This window comes from Streptomyces sp. NRRL B-24572 (genome assembly GCF_002156145.1).
Taxonomy (GTDB): Bacteria; Actinomycetota; Actinomycetes; order Streptomycetales; family Streptomycetaceae; genus Streptomyces; species Streptomyces vietnamensis.
The window spans coordinates 1-14,851 of sequence record NZ_MWIG01000282.1 but is presented as its reverse complement, the minus strand read 5'-3'; the positions used below and the strand labels follow the sequence as shown (position 1 = coordinate 14,851).

The 14,851-nt window shown below is 70.3% G+C and carries 20 protein-coding genes; 12 read left to right on the top strand and 8 right to left on the bottom strand.

The features are described 5' to 3' along the window. Window positions 1-22: 22 nt before the first annotated feature. The 3 genes from CCN56_RS17650 (at window position 23) to CCN56_RS17640 (ending at window position 2,467) form a co-directional block, all read left to right on the top strand. Complete coding sequence (locus CCN56_RS17650; protein WP_086827973.1) at window positions 23-1,051, top strand: aldo/keto reductase; 1,029 nt, start codon at window positions 23-25, stop codon at window positions 1,049-1,051. Between the two features lie 16 nt (window positions 1,052-1,067). Beyond that, window positions 1,068-1,658 (top strand): TetR family transcriptional regulator, encoded by a 591-nt coding sequence (locus tag CCN56_RS17645; RefSeq protein WP_086827971.1) that lies wholly within the window; start codon window positions 1,068-1,070, stop codon window positions 1,656-1,658. A 107-nt stretch (window positions 1,659-1,765) separates the two neighbouring features. Then, window positions 1,766-2,467, top strand: a complete 702-nt coding sequence (locus CCN56_RS17640; protein WP_086827970.1) for a VC0807 family protein — start codon at window positions 1,766-1,768, stop codon at window positions 2,465-2,467. A 73-nt stretch (window positions 2,468-2,540) separates the two neighbouring features. Here CCN56_RS17640 and CCN56_RS17635 read toward each other — a convergent pair whose 3' ends face one another. Continuing rightward, window positions 2,541-3,923 carry a glycine--tRNA ligase gene (locus CCN56_RS17635; protein WP_086827968.1) on the bottom strand — a complete coding sequence of 461 codons (1,383 nt, stop codon included), beginning with the start codon at window positions 3,921-3,923 and terminating at the stop codon, window positions 2,541-2,543. 165 nt (window positions 3,924-4,088) lie between these two features. On the opposite strand from CCN56_RS17635, the gene CCN56_RS17630 reads away from it, so the two are divergent. The 4 genes from CCN56_RS17630 to CCN56_RS17615 all read left to right on the top strand — a co-directional run bounded on the left by CCN56_RS17630 (window position 4,089) and on the right by CCN56_RS17615 (window position 7,205). Next, complete coding sequence (locus CCN56_RS17630; protein WP_086827967.1) at window positions 4,089-5,045, top strand: metal ABC transporter substrate-binding protein; 957 nt, start codon at window positions 4,089-4,091, stop codon at window positions 5,043-5,045. An 11-nt stretch (window positions 5,046-5,056) separates the two neighbouring features. After that, window positions 5,057-5,824 carry a metal ABC transporter ATP-binding protein gene (locus CCN56_RS17625; RefSeq protein ID WP_086827965.1) on the top strand — a complete coding sequence of 256 codons (768 nt, stop codon included), beginning with the start codon at window positions 5,057-5,059 and terminating at the stop codon, window positions 5,822-5,824. Between the two features lie 2 nt (window positions 5,825-5,826). Beyond that, entirely contained in the window at window positions 5,827-6,723 is an 897-nt protein-coding gene (locus tag CCN56_RS17620; protein ID WP_086827964.1) for a metal ABC transporter permease, read from the top strand. A 71-nt stretch (window positions 6,724-6,794) separates the two neighbouring features. Further along, the gene (locus CCN56_RS17615; RefSeq protein ID WP_041129147.1) at window positions 6,795-7,205 is read left to right on the top strand and encodes a Fur family transcriptional regulator; all 411 of its coding nucleotides are present in this window, start codon (window positions 6,795-6,797) and stop codon (window positions 7,203-7,205) included. A gap of 57 nt (window positions 7,206-7,262) precedes the next feature. On the opposite strand, the gene CCN56_RS17610 is transcribed toward CCN56_RS17615, so the two are convergent. From CCN56_RS17610 to recO, 3 genes are read right to left on the bottom strand one after another with little or no spacing between them, the layout of a single operon-like run. After that, window positions 7,263-7,787, bottom strand: coding sequence for a YcxB family protein (locus tag CCN56_RS17610; RefSeq protein WP_086827962.1), 525 nt, complete (start codon window positions 7,785-7,787; stop codon window positions 7,263-7,265). A gap of 7 nt (window positions 7,788-7,794) precedes the next feature. Further along, entirely contained in the window at window positions 7,795-8,619 is an 825-nt protein-coding gene (locus CCN56_RS17605) for an isoprenyl transferase (RefSeq protein WP_086827961.1), read from the bottom strand. Window positions 8,620-8,631: 12 nt separating this feature from the next. Beyond that, window positions 8,632-9,381, bottom strand: a complete 750-nt coding sequence (gene recO / locus CCN56_RS17600) for a DNA repair protein RecO (RefSeq protein ID WP_030684767.1) — start codon at window positions 9,379-9,381, stop codon at window positions 8,632-8,634. 153 nt (window positions 9,382-9,534) lie between these two features. Between recO and CCN56_RS17595 the strand changes: the two genes are divergently transcribed. Both CCN56_RS17595 and CCN56_RS17590 read left to right on the top strand, forming a co-directional pair. Next, window positions 9,535-10,008 carry a carboxymuconolactone decarboxylase family protein gene (locus CCN56_RS17595; protein ID WP_086827959.1) on the top strand — a complete coding sequence of 158 codons (474 nt, stop codon included), beginning with the start codon at window positions 9,535-9,537 and terminating at the stop codon, window positions 10,006-10,008. 81 nt (window positions 10,009-10,089) lie between these two features. Next, window positions 10,090-11,013 (top strand): RNA polymerase sigma-70 factor, encoded by a 924-nt coding sequence (locus CCN56_RS17590; protein ID WP_086827958.1) that lies wholly within the window; start codon window positions 10,090-10,092, stop codon window positions 11,011-11,013. A gap of 111 nt (window positions 11,014-11,124) precedes the next feature. Here the strand turns inward: CCN56_RS17590 and CCN56_RS17585 are convergent, their stop codons facing one another. Then, window positions 11,125-11,340, bottom strand: a complete 216-nt coding sequence (locus CCN56_RS17585) for a hypothetical protein (protein WP_086827956.1) — start codon at window positions 11,338-11,340, stop codon at window positions 11,125-11,127. Continuing rightward, the gene (locus CCN56_RS17580; RefSeq protein ID WP_086827954.1) at window positions 11,337-11,558 is read right to left on the bottom strand and encodes a hypothetical protein; all 222 of its coding nucleotides are present in this window, start codon (window positions 11,556-11,558) and stop codon (window positions 11,337-11,339) included. Before CCN56_RS17580 ends, CCN56_RS17585 begins: the two co-directional genes overlap by 4 nt. Window positions 11,559-11,690: 132 nt before the next feature. Between CCN56_RS17580 and CCN56_RS17575 the strand changes: the two genes are divergently transcribed. Further along, window positions 11,691-12,524 (top strand): helix-turn-helix transcriptional regulator, encoded by an 834-nt coding sequence (locus tag CCN56_RS17575; RefSeq protein WP_086827953.1) that lies wholly within the window; start codon window positions 11,691-11,693, stop codon window positions 12,522-12,524. Beyond that, window positions 12,506-12,775: a DUF397 domain-containing protein gene (locus CCN56_RS17570; RefSeq protein WP_086827951.1), complete on the top strand. Its 270-nt coding sequence runs from the start codon at window positions 12,506-12,508 to the stop codon at window positions 12,773-12,775. Before CCN56_RS17575 ends, CCN56_RS17570 begins: the two co-directional genes overlap by 19 nt. Here CCN56_RS17570 and CCN56_RS17565 read toward each other — a convergent pair. After that, window positions 12,765-13,193 (bottom strand): hypothetical protein, encoded by a 429-nt coding sequence (locus CCN56_RS17565; protein ID WP_086827950.1) that lies wholly within the window; start codon window positions 13,191-13,193, stop codon window positions 12,765-12,767. The genes CCN56_RS17570 and CCN56_RS17565 overlap by 11 nt on opposite strands. A 100-nt stretch (window positions 13,194-13,293) precedes the next feature. Here CCN56_RS17565 and CCN56_RS17560 point away from each other — a divergent pair, with 100 nt between their 5' ends. Next, window positions 13,294-14,205 carry a hypothetical protein gene (locus CCN56_RS17560; protein WP_086827991.1) on the top strand — a complete coding sequence of 304 codons (912 nt, stop codon included), beginning with the start codon at window positions 13,294-13,296 and terminating at the stop codon, window positions 14,203-14,205. A gap of 73 nt (window positions 14,206-14,278) precedes the next feature. Here the strand turns inward: CCN56_RS17560 and CCN56_RS43235 are convergent. Next, window positions 14,279-14,851, bottom strand: a 573-nt coding sequence (locus tag CCN56_RS43235) for a hypothetical protein (RefSeq protein ID WP_179199880.1), incomplete at its 5' end; no start/stop codon positions are given.

Sequence of the window (14,851 nt, the reverse complement as noted above, 5' to 3'; positions counted from 1 at the left end):
TCGCACATGTCATGGTTGTTCCATGACCACCACACCGAAGACCACCGTCCCCACCCGTCCCCTCGGCGCCACCGGCCCCGTCGTCTCCGCGCTCGGCCTCGGCTGCATGGGCATGTCCGCCCTGTACGGCGAGGCCGACCGCGCCGAGTCGATCGCGACGATCCACGCGGCCCTGGACGCCGGGGTCACCCTGCTCGACACGGGCGACTTCTACGGGATGGGCCACAACGAACTGCTGATCAACGAGGCCCTGCGGACGGCGCCGGTCGCCGCCCGCGAGCGGGCGCTGACGAGCGTGAAGTTCGGCGCCCTGCGCACGGTCGAGGGCGGCTTCACCGGCTACGACGGCCGCCCGGCCGCCGTGAAGAACTTCGCGGCGTACTCGCTCCAGCGCCTCGGCACGGACCACATCGACATCTACCGGATCGCCCGCGTCGACCCCGACGTGCCGATCGAGGAGACCGTCGGCGCCATCGCCGAGCTGGTCGAGCAGGGTCACGTCCGGCACATCGGCCTCTCCGAGGTCGGCGCGGACACCCTGCGCCGGGCGGCGGCCGTCGCCCCGATCGCGGACCTCCAGATCGAGTACTCGCTGATCTCCCGCGGCATCGAGGACAAGATCCTGCCGACCGCCCGCGAGCTGGGCATCGGCGTCACCGCCTACGGAGTCCTCTCCCGCGGCCTGATCAGCGGCCACTTCACCCGGGACCGCGAGCTGGCCCCGGGCGACTTCCGCGGCTTCAGCCCCCGCTTCCAGGGCGAGAACCTCGACCACAACCTGGACCTGGTGGACCGGCTCCGCACGATCGCGGAGGCCAAGGGCGCCACGGTCGCCCAGACGGCGATCACCTGGGTCCTGGCCCAGGGTGACGACATCGTCCCGCTGGTCGGCGCCCGCCGCCGTGATCGCCTCGCGGAGGCGCTCGGCGCCCTGGACGTCACGCTCGACGCCGCCGACCTGGCCGCGATCGAGGAGGCGGTCCCGGCGGACGCGGCGGCCGGCGCCCGCTACCCGGAGGCGCAGATGGCCCACCTGGACAGCGAACACTGACGGGTACTGTCATTCCATGGCCGCCACCGAGACCCTGACCGCAGAGCGCATCCTCGAAGCCACCGAGGAGGTGCTGCGGCGCTACGGCCCGGGGAAGGCGACCGTCGTCGACGTGGCGCGGGTCCTCGGCGTGAGCCACGGCAGCGTCTACCGCCACTTCCGCACGAAGGCGGCGCTGCGCGAGGCGGTCACCGAGCGGTGGCTGGAGCGGACGATCACGGCCCTCGGGCCGTACGTCGAGGCCGAAGGCCCGGCGGACGAGCGGCTGACCGGCTGGCTCACGGCCCTGTTCGCCCTGAAGCGCAAGAAGGCGGGCGGCGATCCGGAGCTGATGGCCACCTTCCAGGTGCTGATCGGCGAGAACAGCGCGGTGGTCGACCGGCACGAGGAGCACCTCGTGGAGCAGATCGCGCGCATCCTGGAGGACGGTCACCGCGAGGGCCTGTTCGCGGCGCCGGAGCGGGACTTCGCGACCACGGCCCGCGCGGTCTTCCACGCCACGGACCGCTTCCACAACCCGGCGCACGCCGCCGACTGGTCGGCTCCGGACGCCGAGGACGCGTTCACGGCGGTCGTCTCCCTCGTACAGCGGGCGCTGCGCGCCTGAGCCGCGTGGCGTTTTGAAGATCATTTGGCTCGGAATTTCCCCTTCCCTGTCCGGTGCGTGACTACCGTTCTCCCGCACCTCGACCGTAGGAACACCCAGGGGGAACCATGTCCACGCCCGCACCCGCCAAGCCGGCCCGATCAGGCGGGGCCTCCGCGATCGGGTGGGTCCTCACCATCGGCCTGAACGTCGTCGCGCCGATCCTCACGTACAACACGCTGACCGAGGACCACGGCTGGTCCGAGTTCTCCGCCCTGCTCCTGAGCAGCGCCTGGCCGGTCCTCGACACCGCGATCGTGGCGGCCTGGCGCCGCAAGATCGACGAGTTCGCCATGGTCACCCTGGTCTTCCTGGTGATCACGGCCGTGGTCTCGCTGGTCGGCGCGCACACCGCCCGCGCCCTGCTGATCAAGGACTCGTCGGTGACGGGCCTGTTCGGCCTGCTCTGCCTGGTGACGCTGCTCGCCCCGCGTCCGCTGATGTTCTACTTCGGCCGCAAGTTCGCGACCGACGGCACCCCCGAGTCCACGGCCTGGTGGAACGGCATGTGGCAGTTCGAGGGCTTCCGCAGCACCATGCGCACGATGACGCTGGTGTGGGGCGTGGCGTACGTGGCCGAGGCCCTGGCCCGCATCGCCCTCGCGTACGTCCTCGCGACCAAGACCATGGTCACGCTCAGCCCGATCATGATCTACGGCGTCCTCGGCGCCCTCGGCGTGTGGACGGCCTGGTTCGGCAAGCGCCGCGCGGCGGAGGGCGCACGGCGCCAGGCCGAGGCGGCGGCCGCGGCCGCCACGGCGACCGCCTGACGGCACGGGAAAGCCCCCGGCCCCTTCCTGCGGGAAGGGACCGGGGGCTTTCGCGTATCCGCGATCAGACGGTTCAGGCGCCGATGAGGCGGCTGGCCAGGTAGCCCTGGATCTGGTCGAGGGAGACGCGCTCCTGCTTCATGGTGTCGCGCTCGCGCACGGTCACCGCGTTGTCCTCGAGGGTGTCGAAGTCGACGGTGATGCAGTACGGCGTGCCGATCTCGTCCTGGCGGCGGTAGCGGCGGCCGATGGCGCCGGCGTCGTCGAACTCGATGTTCCAGTTCTGGCGCAGGTCCGCCGCGAGGCCCTTGGCCTTCGGGGAGAGCTGCGCGTTGCGGGACAGCGGCAGGACGGCGGCCTTGACCGGGGCCAGGCGGTGGTCGAGGCGCAGCACGGTGCGCTTCTCCATGACGCCCTTGGCGTTCGGGGCCTCGTCCTCGACGTAGGCGTCGAGCAGGAAGGCGAGCATGGTGCGGCCGACACCGGCGGCGGGCTCGATGACGTACGGCGTGTAGCGCTCGCCGGACTCCTGCTCCAGGAACTGCAGGTTCGCGCCGGAGGCCTTGGAGTGGGCGCTCAGGTCGTAGTCGGTGCGGTTGGCGACGCCCTCCAGCTCGCCCCACTCGCTGCCGCCGAAGGAGAAGCGGTACTCGATGTCGGCGGTGCGCTTCGAGTAGTGGGAGAGCTTCTCCTGCGGGTGCTCGTACCAGCGCATGTTCTCCTCGCGGAGACCCAGGCCGGTGTACCAGTTCCAGCGCTGCTGCATCCAGTACTCCTGCCACTGCTCGTCCTCGCCCGGCTTGACGAAGAACTCCATCTCCATCTGCTCGAACTCGCGGGTGCGGAAGATGAAGTTGCCCGGAGTGATCTCGTTCCGGAAGGACTTGCCCATCTGCGCGATGCCGAACGGGGGCTTCTTGCGCGCGGTGGTCTGCACCTGGGCGAAGTTGGTGAAGATGCCCTGGGCGGTCTCGGGACGCAGGTAGGCGACGGAGCCGGAGTCCTGGGTCGGGCCGAGGTGGGTGGAGAGCAGGCCCGAGAAGTTCTTCGGCTCGGTGAAGGTGCCCTTGTTGCCGCAGTTGGGGCAGTTGAGGTCGGCGAGGCCGTTCTCGGGGAGACGGCCGTGCTTCTCCTCGTACGCCTCCTCCAGGTGGTCGGCGCGGAAGCGCTTGTGGCAGGAGGTGCACTCGGTCAGCGGGTCGGTGAAGGTGGCGACGTGGCCGGAGGCCTCCCAGACCTCGGTGGCCAGGATGACCGACGAGTCGATGCCGACGACGTCCTCGCGCGAGGTGACCATGTAACGCCACCACTGGCGCTTGATGTTCTCCTTGAGCTCGACGCCGAGGTGGCCGTAGTCCCAGGCGGCGCGCTGACCGCCGTAGATCTCACTGCAGGGGAAAACGAAGCCACGGCGCTTGCTCAGGCTGACGATGGTGTCGATCTTGTCGGCGGCCACGGTGCTCTCTTCATTACGACGACGAAGTGCGAATGCCTCAGGTTACCGGCGCCCCGGGGCCCCGTATCAAATCGGTTCCGCGGCGAAGGCCCGCGATGTCCGGGTGGTCCGGAACACAGACAAGGCAATTGACAACCGTTTCCATCTTTGTTGAAAATGACTGTCATGAACGTACGCCGCCTGATACCCGCCACCGCCGTCGCCGGAGCCGTCACCCTCGGCCTCGTCACCCTGTCCGCCTGCTCCGGAACCTCGGACGCGGCCGACAAGAACAGCGCCGGCAAGCTGGACGTGGTGGCGTCGTTCTACCCCATGCAGTTCCTGGCCGAGCAGATAGGCGGCGGCCACGTCGCCGTCAACACGCTCACCAAGCCGGGCGTCGAGCCGCACGACCTGGAGCTCAAGCCGAAGCAGATCGGCGAGCTCGGCGAGGCCGACGTCATCCTCTACCTCAAGGGCATCCAGCCCGCCGTCGACGACGCCATCGCCCAGGCCGGCGTGAAGAACACCGTCGACGCCACGACCCTCACCAAGCTCGAAGAGCACGGCACCGAGGTCGGCCACGACCACGAGGGCGAAGAGGCCCACGAGGGCGAGGCCGGCGCCGACCCCCACATCTGGCTCGACCCCGTGAAGTACGCCGAGGTCGCCAAGGGCGTCGGCAGCGCCCTGGAGAAGGCGGACCCGGACCACGCCGCCGACTACGAGAAGAACACCGAAGCCCTGGTGAAGAAGCTCGGCGCCCTGAACACCGAGTTCGAGACGGGCCTGAAGAACACCGCCACGAAGACCTTCATCACCACCCACTCCGCCTTCGGCTACCTCGCCGAGCGCTACGGCCTGGAGCAGGAGGGCATCTCCGGCATGGACCCCGAGTCCGAGCCGAGCCCCGCCCGCATCAAGGAACTCCAGGACGTCGCGAAGAAGGACAAGGTCTCCACCGTCTTCTTCGAGACCCTCGCGAGCGACAAGACCGCGAAGACCCTCGCGACCGACACCGGTCTGAAGACCGACGTCCTCGACCCGCTTGAGGGCATCACGGACAAGTCCAAGGGCCACGACTACATCGAGGTCATGCGGTCCAACCTCGCCGCGCTGAAGACCGCGCTCGGCGCCAAGTAGGAGGGCCCCTCATGAGCGACGACCAGCCCGTCATCTCCGTCCGCGGAGCCATCGCGGCCCTCGGCGCCCGCCCCGTCCTCCGGGGCGTCGACCTCACCGTCCAGCGCGGTGAGGTCGTCGCCCTGCTGGGCGCCAACGGCTCCGGCAAGTCCACCGCCGTCCGCGCGATCATCGGCCAGGTCCCGCTGACCGGCGGCACGATCGAGCTGTTCGGCACCGAGCGGAAGCGGTTCCGCGACTGGGCCCGCGTCGGCTACGTACCGCAGCGCACCACCGCGTCCGCCGGAGTGCCGGCCACCGTCCGCGAGGTCGTCTCCTCCGGCCGCCTCGCCCGCCGCCGCTTCGGCCTGCCGACCAAGGCCGACAAGGCCGCCGTCCACCGGGCCATGGAACTGGTCGGCCTCGCCGACCGCGCCCAGGACTCCGTCACCGCCCTCTCCGGCGGCCAGCACCAGCGGGTCCTGATCGCCCGCGCGCTCGCCTCCGAGCCCGAACTCCTGATCATGGACGAGCCGATGGCCGGCGTGGACCTCGGGAGCCAGGAGATCCTCGCCGCGACCCTGCGCGAGCAGGTCGCCGGCGGTACGTCGGTCCTCCTCGTCCTGCACGAGCTGGGCCCCCTGGAGCCCCTCATCGACCGCGCGGTCGTCCTGCGCGACGGCTGCGTCGTCCACGACGGCCCGCCGCCCCAGGCCCTCGGCCAGCACGCGCTGCCCGGCCACGACCACGTACATCCGCACGCGGCCGACGAGCCGCTCCGCACGGGACTGCTGACCTGATCATGGACTTCCTCGAACCTGCCTTCATGCAGCGGGCGCTCCTCGCGGCCGTCCTCGTCGGCGTCATCGCGCCCGCCGTCGGCATCTACCTCGTCCAGCGCCGCCAGGCGCTGATGGGCGACGGCATCGGCCACGTCGCCATGACCGGCGTCGGCCTCGGCTTCCTGCTGAACGCCAGCCCGGTCTGGATGGCGACCCTCGTCGCCGTCGTCGGCTCCGTCGCGATGGAGCTGATCCGGGCGTACGGGAAGACCCGCGGCGACCTCGCGCTCGCGCTGCTCTTCTACGGCGGCATGGCCGGCGGCGTCCTGCTGATCAACCTCTCGTCGACCGGTTCCAACGCCAACCTGAGCTCGTACCTCTTCGGCTCCCTCTCCACGGTCTCGGCCGAGGACATCACCGCGATCTGCGTCCTGGCGGCCTTCGTGCTCCTGGTCACGGTCGGTCTGCGCCGGCAGCTCTTCGCCGTCAGCCAGGACGAGGAGTTCGCCCGGGTCACCGGCCTGCCGGTGCGCGCGCTGAACCTGCTGATCGCCGTCACGGCCGCGGTGACGGTCACGGTCGCCATGCGGGTCGTGGGCCTGCTCCTGGTCAGCGCGCTGATGGTGGTGCCGGTGGCGGCCGCCCAGCAGCTGTCGAAGTCCTTCCGCGCGACCTTCGTCCTCGCGGTGGCGACCGGCATCACGGTCACCCTGGCGGGCACGGTCACCTCGTACTACCAGGACGTGCCCCCCGGCGCGACGATCGTCCTGTACGCGATCGGGATCTTCATCGTCCTGACCCTGCTCGCCGCCCCGCTCGCCAAGCGGCGGGCCAGGGCCGCCGCGCAGGCCACCGCGGACTGCGACACCCGCTGCGTTCCGGCCACCCGGAAGCCGACGGACGACGTGAAGGTCTGATCCGCGACTGATCCCGGGGGCACGGGGGGCTGGCAGAATGGCGGGGCAGACAAGCATCCAAGGAGGCCCCCGTGGCGACGGCAGGACCCCCCGTACGCGGCCGCTCTACCAAGCAGCGGGCCGCCGTGTCGGCGGCACTGAACGAGGTGGACGAGTTCCGCAGCGCCCAGGAGCTGCACGACATGCTCAAGCACCGCGGCGACTCCGTCGGCCTCACCACCGTCTACCGCACGCTCCAGTCCCTCGCGGACGCGGGCGAGGTCGACGCACTGCGCACCAGCGACGGCGAGACGGTCTACCGCCGCTGCTCGACCGGCGACCACCACCACCATCTGGTCTGCCGCGTCTGCGGCAAGGCCGTGGAGGTGGAGGGCCCGATGGTGGAGCAGTGGGCCGAGACGATCGCCTCGGAGCACGGCTTCGTGAACGTGGCGCACACGGTGGAGATCTTCGGCACGTGCGCGGAGTGCGCCGGGAAGTGACCTGACATACGAAGGGCCCGCACCGATGTCGATCGGTGCGGGCCCTTCGGCGTCGTCTCAGGCCCTGGTGGTCTTCCGGTCCAGGATCGCCCGCAGCCGCTCCTCGTCGGCCGGTCCGGCGAGTCCGCGCTTGGGCAGGTACGCGAAGCCGGTGCCGGATGAGCGGTCCGTGAAGAGGACGAAGAGCCGGGGCGTTTCCGCGTACCGGGTCAGCAGCGCCCAGCGGATCGTCATGTCGGTGTCCCGGGAGGTCCACCGCCCGCCGTCCTCGTCGACGACCGCCCGGGCCTCGCCCTGGGACCCGATCAGCCGGAAGAGGCTGCGGGCGGACACCCAGGGCACCAGCTCGGCGCAGACCACGACCACCGTGCCGAGGAGGACGAGCTTGACGGGCTCCGCCACCTCTCCGACCAGCAGCCCCGCGACGGCGACCAGGACGGTCAGCGCGCAGACACCGCGGGTGGCCCACCGGAACAAGCGCCACCAGCGGGTCGACCGCAGCCTGACCCGTACCGCCTCGTGCACCTCGGCGAACTCGGCCGAGTAGACGAGCTCCAGCCGCTCCCCCACGCTCTCCCCCACGGCCGGCTCAGGCCTTGTCGAGCACGGCGAGATCCGCCGGGTCCACGCCACCGAAGCGGCGGTCCCGCTGGGCGTACTCGACGCAGGCCCGCCACAGGTCGCGGCGGTCGAAGTCGGGCCACAGCACGTCCTGGAAGACCATCTCGGCGTACGCGCTCTGCCAGATCAGGTAGTTGGAGGTGCGCTGCTCGCCGCTGGGCCGCAGGAACAGGTCCACGTCCGGCATGTCCGGGTAGTAGAGGTACTTCTGGATGGTCTTCTCGGTGATCTTCGCCGGGTCGAGCCTGCCCGCCTTCACGTCCTCGGCCATCGCCTGCGCTGCGTCCGTGAGCTCGGCGCGACCGCCGTAGTTCATGCAGAAGTACAGCGTGAGCTTGGTGTTGTCCTTGGTCTGCTCCTGCGCGACCTGGAGCTCCTTGGCGACGGACTTCCACAGCTTGGGCATCCGGCCGACCCAGCGGACCCGGATGCCGAGCGCGTCGAGCTGGTCGCGGGTCTTGCGGATGAAGTCGCGGTTGAAGTTCATGAGGAAGCGCACCTCTTCGGGCGAGCGCTTCCAGTTCTCGGTGGAGAAGGCGTACAGCGAGATCGCCCCGACGCCCATCTCGATCGCGCCCTGGAGCACGTCGAGCACCTGCTCGGCGCCGACCTTGTGCCCCTCGGTGCGCGGAAGTCCGCGCTCCTTGGCCCAGCGGCCGTTGCCGTCCATGACGATCGCGACGTGCTCCGGCACGAGCTCGGTCTGGAGCTTCGGCGGGCGGGCACCGGACGGGTGCGGCTCGGGGGTGCTGTACTCCCGACGCTGGCGCCCGAGGAGTCGTGCGATGGCCATGAGTGGTCTCTCCTAGCTTTTCTCTACATAACGCAGGGAGCGCAGGCCGCGCTCCAGGTGCCAGTGCAGATAGGCGGACACGAGTCCGCTGCCCTCCCTGACGTGACGCGGCTCGCACGCGTCCGCCGTCGCCCAGTCGCCGGTGAGCAGCGCGCTGAGCAGGCCGATGGCCTCCGCAGAGGGTACGACGCTTCCGGGCACCCGGCAGTCGCCGCATATGACCCCGCCCGCCGCGACCGAAAAGAACCGGTTCGGGCCGTGGAGTCCGCATTTCGCACAGTCCTCGAAGCTGGGCGCGTAGCCGTTCACGGCGAGGGAGCGGAGGAGGAAGGCGTCGAGGATGAGGTGGGGCGCGTGCTCGCCCCGGGCGAGGGTCCGCAGTCCGCCGACGAGCAGCAGGTACTGCTGCACGGCGGGCTCGCCCTCGTGGTCGGTGAACCGTTCCGCCGTCTCCAGCATGGCCGTGCCGGCGGTGTACCGGGCGTAGTCGGTGACGATCCCGCCGCCGTACGCGGCGATGGTCTCGCTCTGCGTGCAGAGCGGCAGCCCGCGTCCGACCAGCTCACTCCCCCGGGCGAAGAACTGCACGTCCACGTGCGAGAAGGGTTCGAGGCGCGCCCCGAACTTCGACTTCGTCCGGCGTACGCCCCGCGCGACGGCGCGTACGCGACCGTGACCGCGCGTGAGGATCGTGATGATGCGGTCCGCTTCACCCAGCTTCTGGGTGCGCAGCACGATGCCGTCGTCGCGGAACAGGCTCATGCGTCCATTCTCCCGTACGGCACTGACAGCCAGGCCCGGGACCGGACGTACGCCCCCGGAGAGACGCAGGTCACATTCGCCCGTGTCACAGGGGGCCGGGCTGCCTCGTCTCGTGGGTGTAACCAGCCAGCACCCCACACCGAGGAGCACCCCATGGACGCCCGACTGAACCTCTTCGCCAGCGCCACCGCCGGCAAGGCCTTCAAGCACATCATGGCGGCGGGCAAGGCGGTCCAGGAGTCGACGGTGCCGGCCGCGACCCAGCAGCTGGTCGCGCTGCGCGTGAGCCAGATCAACGGCTGCGCGGTCTGCATCGACATGCACACCAAGGAGGCCGCCCACGCCGGTGAGACCCCGGTACGGCTCAACCTGGTGGCGGCCTGGCGCGAGGCCACCGTCTACACCGAGGCCGAGCGGGCCGCGCTGGAGCTGGCCGAGGAGGGCACCCGGGTCGCCGACGGGGCCGGCGGCGTCAGCGACGAGGTCTGGGAGCGAGCCGCCCTCCACTACGACGAGGACCAGCTCGCCGCCCTCGTCATGCACATCGCGTTCATGAACCTGGCGAACCGGATCAACGCCATCACCCGGCAGCCGGCGGGCGACTACAAGGTCGGTCAGTTCCACTGACGGACACCGCCCGCCTGAATGATCATGAGGTGTCCGCGCTTCGCGGACGTACGGGTACGGGTACGGGGAGAGGAAGTCGTCATGAGCAAGGTCGAGGAGTTCGAGGAGCTGCGTCCGCTGCTGTTCTCGATCGCCTACCGGATCCTGGGCAGCGTCAGCGAGGCCGAGGACGCCGTCCAGGAGACCTGGCTGCGCTTCGACGGCTCCCCGACCCGGCCCACCTCGACCAAGGCCTTCCTGTCGGCCACGGTCACCCGCCTCTCGATCGACGTCCTGCGCTCCGCGCGGGTCCGGCGCGAGGAGTACGTGGGCCCCTGGTTCCCCGAGCCCCTGCTCAGCGATCCGTACCAGGACCCGGCGCGCTCGGTGGAGCTGGCCGACTCGGTCTCGATGGCGGCCCTCCTGCTCCTCGAACGGCTCAGCCCCCTGGAGCGGGCCGTGTTCCTCCTGCGGGAGGTCTTCGCCTTCGACTTCCAGGAAATCGCCGAGGCCGTCGACCGCTCGGAGGCCGCCTGCCGGCAGCTGCTCGTACGGGCCAGGCGGCACATGCACGACGGACGCCCCCGGTTCGCGGCCGACCGCCAGGAACGCCAGGAACTGGCCACCCGCTTCTTCGACGCGCTCAAGAACGGCGACGTCGGCGGGCTGCAGGACCTCCTGGCCGCCGACGTCCAGCTCGTCGGCGACGGCGGAGGAAAGGCCCCGAACTTCGCCCGGACCATCGTGGGCGCGGAGAAGGTCGCACGGCTCCTGGGCGCGGTCCTCCCCACACTCCTCGAACTCGACGTCACCTGCGAGCCGCACGAGGTCAACGGCCAGCCGGGCGCGCTCTTCCGCGACCGGGACGGCAGGATCCTCCAGGTCTTCGCCCTCGACGTCCTGGACGACCGGATCCAGACCATCCGCACGGTTCTCAACCCCGACAAGCTCGGCCACCTCGGGCCGGTGGCCGACGCCTGGGCCGTCACCCGGGAGCTCCAGCAGACCCGCCGCCGGCCACATTGAGATCGCGGTGCCCCGTGTCGATCCGGTCCGTCCCGGTCGGCAGCACCTGCCGGGTCGCCTGTACGGGCAGGCCGGGGGCGACCGCCTCGACGTTCGGGCGCGGACGGCGGGTCAGGACACCTCGCCCCGGCTGCGGGCGTTGACGTGCGCCGTGGCCGCGCTCAGCCGCTCGGCCGAAGTGGCCTCGCGCACCCCGTCCGGCTCCACGTCCCACTCCCGCCCGCCGCCCAGCGGCCGGATCTGGACGTAAGGACCCTCGCGCCCCATGAGTGTCCCCACCCGTCCGGTGCGGATCTCGACGACGTACGACCCGATGGGCAGCGTCACGATCGACTCTCCTCCCTCGGCAGTACGGCGGCGGCGAGGAGCCGGGCCGTTTCCACCGTGCAGCATCCCAATTCCACGAGCGGCCGCGGGGGCTCCGCGGCGAGCGTGACGACGTCGAGCCCGAGCGAGGGGAGCGTGATTCCCGCCCTCGCGAGGGCCTCGCGCAATTCCGCCACTGCCTCTTGTGCGGTGCCTACTGCCCCCGTGGTCGTCTTCATGTGTTCTTCCTTCACCAACGTATGCCTTTCTGAATCCATTTCCCGCTTCGCCTCTCCAGGGTGCGGGCAGATCCGTAGAATCGGCAGACGCGCAGTCCGTACAACTGCAGCGTAGGGTTGGGGAGTTAATCCATGGCCAGAGGCAAGCAGCAGGACGTGTGGGAGTTCTTCGGCGAGCTCCTGAAGGAGCGCCGGGAAGCGGCGGGGATCTCACAGGCGGAACTGGGCAGACGGGTGTTCGTATCCGCGGCGTACATCGGCTTGTTCGAGCAAGGAATTCGAAAGCCACAGCTGGATGTGGCGGTGCGAATCGACGAGGTCCTACAAACCGGCGGTATTTTCGAACGTACGTGGCGCAGACTCATCGACAAGTCGCCGTACGCGTCCTATTTCAGTGAGGTCGCGGAGCTGGAGGGGGTAGCGACGAAGATCTGCGAGTTCGCGCCGCTGGTGGTGCCGGGTCTGCTCCAGACGGACGCGTACGCGCGGGCGGTCACGCTGGCCGCCAACCCGTTCGCCACGGAGGAGTACGTCGAGGAGAAGGTCGCCTCGCGGATCGAGCGGGCGGGGATCCTCGCGGACGCTACAAGGCCCGAGTATTGGGTCACCCTGCACGAGAACGCGGTCCGCATCCCGGTCGGCGGCCCGACGGTCATGGCCGAGCAACTGGGCCACATCGCGACGCTGATCCGGCAGCGGTGGGTACTGGTGACAGTCGTGCCCCGCACGGCGGGGGCACACGCCTCCATGAACGGCACACTCAAGCTCATGGAGTTCGAGGACCAGCCGCCAACGGCCTATACAGAGACCTCGTTTTCGGGAACGCTCCTGGATGATCCGGCAGTGGTGAAGCGTGCACAGCGCGCCTACGATCTGCTCAGGGTCGCCGCCTTGTCGCCGGAGGCGTCCCAGGCCCTGATCGAATCGGCGGCGGAGGACTTCAGACGATGCGCGAGTACGACCTGAGCAACGCCCTTTGGTTCAAGAGCTCCTACAGCAACGGCGAGGGCGGCGACTGCGTCGAGGTCTCGTACGACTTCACCGGCGCCGCCTGGCGCAAGAGCAGCCACAGCGACGGCGACGGCGGCAACTGCGTCGAGGTCCTCGACGACGTCCCCGGTGTCGTCCCCGTCCGGGACAGCAAGGTCACCGACGGCCCCGTCCTGGTCGTCCCGACCGCCGCCTGGGCCGCGTTCGTCGCCGGCGTCAAGGCGTGAGCGACGCCGCCTGACGCTTGCGCCACCACGTCAGCGCGGGCGCGAGCGCCGCGAGGGCGAGGAGTGCGCCGGTGATGGCCCAGTGCGCCGGCGTACGCCCCTGTGTCAGGACGTACGCCGCGCAGCCCGCCCCGCCGAGGGTGAGGCCGAGGGCGGGCGGCCAGCGGTCGGTGACCAGGCCGGTGACGACGACGAAGTACGTGGGCATGGCGGCGAGGAAGAGGACCCAGCCGTTGAGCCGGTAGCCCTCGGCGGCAACGCAGCCCCCGCGTGGGCCGGTTCGGCAGCCGCCCTCGACGAGGCCGAGGAGGCCCCAGGTCACGGCGGCCAGCACCACGGCGGTGAGCGGTATCCACCACGGTTGCGACCAGTTCTTCTCATCGAGCGTCCACCTGCTGCCGCTGCCGCGTCTGCTCATGACCCCTCCCCCGTTGGCGCCCCGCCGCGCGCGGCCGCAGCATGGAAGGAGGAGAACCGGTTCCCTTCCATGCCGCACGCACACCGCCGTGGGAGCCACCATGCCCATGCTGCTGATCAAGGGATCCTTCCATCTCTCGGGCTTCACGGCCCCCGACGGGGACACCGTCCCCTTCATCCCGGACTACGTGGGCGAGTGGAAGCTCGTCCGGGGCTGCGAGAAGCCGCAGCCGGCGCGGGACGGGCACGTCGACATCCGGCTCGAAGGCATCGACGCGCTGGAGACCCACTACGAGGGGAACTACGGGGACGAGAAGCGCCAGCCGGCCAAGTTCGGCGACGCGGCCACGGACGCGCTGCTGACGTTCCTCGGCTTCAGCGACATCCAGCGCACCCCCGACCCCCATCACCCGCACGACATGATCTCCGCGACCCCGGCATCGGTCCCGGGGTTCATCCTCACCAGCGGCGCCGACGTCTTCGGCCGCTGCGTGGCGTTCGCCTGCCCGGGGGAACCGCCGGGGGCCAGCGGCTACGAGCTGGACGTGTCGGTGAAGCTCGTGAAGGAGAGGACGGCCAACTACCACCTGCTCAGCCTGGGGCTGGTGTACCCGACGTTCTACCAGGGACTGCTTCCCGTGCTGCGGGACGCGCTGGCCGACGGCAAGGCCGAGGCGCAGGCGGGGGTCGGCGTGGGCATCTGGAACACCACGGCGGACGCGTTCGGCGACGTGACCCTCAGCGGGGCGAAGATCACCGGGATGCAGTCGATCACCGACGACATGGTGATCCTCCCGAAGCTGTTCCGCCGCCTGAAGGAGTACTTCTCGCTCGGCCACACCACGCTCGACGCCTTCCCCGCCTACCTGGCCGGGGCCGCGGACAAGTTCCTCGACCTGACGCAGGCCAAGCCGAAGGAGCAGATCGGGCTCCACCGGATCGTAGAGATCACCGACGGCAACACCGTGAGGATGACGCTCCCTTCGGAGAAGATCCTCTTCAAGCCGAAGTGAGCCGTCGCGCGGACCGTGCGGGGCTCCGCTCTTCAGCGCGGACCCTTCAGCGCGGATGACGGGCGTCCGGGGGTCAGAGGTAGTCGACGTGGACGTGCGGGGCGCAGCGGGCGACGGCCTCGCGCAGTTGTCTCCGCAGCGTGGTGGTCGTGGTGCCGATCGGCCGGGGCACGGTGACGGTGACCCAGTCCGGGGGCCGGGGCTCGACGCCCTGGCGGGGGAGCGGCAGCGGGGCGCCCCAGCGCAGTCTGAGGAGCAGTTGCACGTTCGGGCCGTTGGCGACCGGCGGGCGGCCGGCGGCGACGACGTCCGTCCACGGGATGGTGACGAGCGGGTCGTCCTTGTGGGTGCCGCGCCGGCTGCGGACGGTGAGGCCGGGCGTCTCGACGGTGACGGTGTGGGGCCGGGCGAGGACGACCGCGACGCGGAGCGCGAACGCGACCAGCGCCACCGGCGCCCAGAGCCGGAGGCGCTGGGCGATGTCGTACTCCGTGTAGTCGGGCTGCCAGGCCACGAGGGCGACCAGGGCCGCGAACAGCGCGCCTGTCAGAGGCCGGACGAGTCTGGTGAGCTTGCGCCCGGGGGTGGCCCTGAAGACCGCGGGAGCGGGCGGGGCCACAGCGGTGGGCGGCACCGGCACCGGCAC

Excerpts from the sequence above, each read along its gene's own strand:
- CCN56_RS17650 (WP_086827973.1), top strand. The coding sequence starts at position 23 with ATGACCACCACACCGAAGACCACCGTCCCCACCCGTCCCCTCGGCGCC.
- CCN56_RS17645 (WP_086827971.1), top strand. The coding sequence starts at position 1,068 with ATGGCCGCCACCGAGACCCTGACCGCAGAGCGCATCCTCGAAGCCACC.
- CCN56_RS17640 (WP_086827970.1), top strand. The coding sequence starts at position 1,766 with ATGTCCACGCCCGCACCCGCCAAGCCGGCCCGATCAGGCGGGGCCTCC.
- CCN56_RS17630 (WP_086827967.1), top strand. The coding sequence starts at position 4,089 with ATGAACGTACGCCGCCTGATACCCGCCACCGCCGTCGCCGGAGCCGTC.
- CCN56_RS17625 (WP_086827965.1), top strand. The coding sequence starts at position 5,057 with ATGAGCGACGACCAGCCCGTCATCTCCGTCCGCGGAGCCATCGCGGCC.
- CCN56_RS17620 (WP_086827964.1), top strand. The coding sequence starts at position 5,827 with ATGGACTTCCTCGAACCTGCCTTCATGCAGCGGGCGCTCCTCGCGGCC.
- CCN56_RS17605 (WP_086827961.1), bottom strand. The coding sequence starts at position 8,619 with ATGGCCATCGCACGACTCCTCGGGCGCCAGCGTCGGGAGTACAGCACC.
- recO (WP_030684767.1), bottom strand. The coding sequence starts at position 9,381 with ATGAGCCTGTTCCGCGACGACGGCATCGTGCTGCGCACCCAGAAGCTG.
- CCN56_RS17595 (WP_086827959.1), top strand. The coding sequence starts at position 9,535 with ATGGACGCCCGACTGAACCTCTTCGCCAGCGCCACCGCCGGCAAGGCC.
- CCN56_RS17590 (WP_086827958.1), top strand. The coding sequence starts at position 10,090 with ATGAGCAAGGTCGAGGAGTTCGAGGAGCTGCGTCCGCTGCTGTTCTCG.
- CCN56_RS17580 (WP_086827954.1), bottom strand. The coding sequence starts at position 11,558 with ATGAAGACGACCACGGGGGCAGTAGGCACCGCACAAGAGGCAGTGGCG.
- CCN56_RS17575 (WP_086827953.1), top strand. The coding sequence starts at position 11,691 with ATGGCCAGAGGCAAGCAGCAGGACGTGTGGGAGTTCTTCGGCGAGCTC.
- CCN56_RS17570 (WP_086827951.1), top strand. The coding sequence starts at position 12,506 with ATGCGCGAGTACGACCTGAGCAACGCCCTTTGGTTCAAGAGCTCCTAC.
- CCN56_RS17565 (WP_086827950.1), bottom strand. The coding sequence starts at position 13,193 with ATGAGCAGACGCGGCAGCGGCAGCAGGTGGACGCTCGATGAGAAGAAC.
- CCN56_RS17560 (WP_086827991.1), top strand. The coding sequence starts at position 13,294 with ATGCCCATGCTGCTGATCAAGGGATCCTTCCATCTCTCGGGCTTCACG.